This is a genomic window from Flavobacterium sp., from assembly GCF_031423415.1.
In the GTDB taxonomy this organism is placed as follows: Bacteria; Bacteroidota; Bacteroidia; order Flavobacteriales; family Flavobacteriaceae; genus Flavobacterium.
This window is the reverse complement of record NZ_JANPFL010000057.1, coordinates 1-1,196: the sequence shown is the minus strand read 5'-3', so window position 1 is coordinate 1,196 and position 1,196 is coordinate 1. Positions and strand designations below refer to the sequence as shown.

At 31.9% G+C, this 1,196-nt stretch carries 1 protein-coding gene; it reads right to left on the bottom strand.

The window, feature by feature from the left end:
- Positions 1 to 119 precede the first annotated feature (119 nt).
- Positions 120 to 1,196 (bottom strand): T9SS type A sorting domain-containing protein (locus RMO83_RS05965; protein ID WP_310558759.1); only part of this gene is annotated, 1,077 nt, incomplete at its 5' end.

Genomic DNA, 1,196 nt, shown 5'->3' with positions numbered 1-1,196 from the left:
TTTTGTTTCAGATTTTGGATTTTTTTTATTGGATAGCATCGCTATCGAATAAAAAAAATCTGAAATATGGGGCAAAAAGACAATTTTGCAGCCAATTAAAAAAAGTTTAAACCACTTCATTATTCTAAAACAACTCTTTTTACCGATTTGTAATTTCCTTTTAAGACAGTAACCAAATAAATTCCTTTTTGAATATTGTCTATTTTCAAATCTTGGTTGAATTTTTCTGAATTTTGAAATATTTTATTAAATATTGTTCTTCCTTGAATGTCGAATATAGAAATTTTTATATCATTAGAATCATTAGAATTGAATGATATATTAAAACTGCCATTGTTTGGGTTTGGATACAAAACAAAATTTTCGAATTCAAAATCATCATTTGATAAATTTGGAGCTATTGTAAATTTAGTTGTATTGATAGCGTTAAATATATTGCCAATCGATTCAATAATAATTTTGCAATTTGTCGAAGTTACATTATTAGGTAAAGTTACATTTTCTGAACCGTCATTGGCCGTAGATGCTGATAAAACAATAGGAAACGTTAAACCATTATCGGTCGATAAAGAAATTTTTACATTGTCAACATTTATTCCGTTGGCATTGGTGCCAGCCACATTCCAGGTTACTACTTGCGAAGAATTTCCTAAATAACTTATTCCGGTTGTGTTTTGCGAAGTCACAATAAATGGTCCTGCCGATGCATTTACAATAACTGACATATCATCGCGACCAGTTTGCCCGCCAAGTGTCGAAACATTGTCTCTAACGGTTAATGCAAATGTCATTGTTCTTGCTACATTAGGAATTACTTCCCAAGTTGTTGATGTTGCCCCAAGTTTTGGAAAATAACGAATTGGTGATGATGTTGGAGAAAATGATCGGAAATTTGGTCCACCAACTGCTGTAACTATTGGTGGTTGCGTAGAAATTTCGACATTGGTTTGCTCCCAACAATAAGTTAATGCATTTGAAGCATTTGCATCGGTTGCGCTACCTTTTAATGCAAATTTAGTTCCTTTTGGGATTGTATAATTAGCTCCAGCATTAACAACCGGAGCGGCATTATTATTAAAAGTATTAACTGAACAAGTAGAAAAATTATTAATATGGTCTACTATTTCTGAAATACTAACTGCATGAAAATATGCATCTGATGAACTTTGAACATTTTGCGAATTGCAAATTCCTGC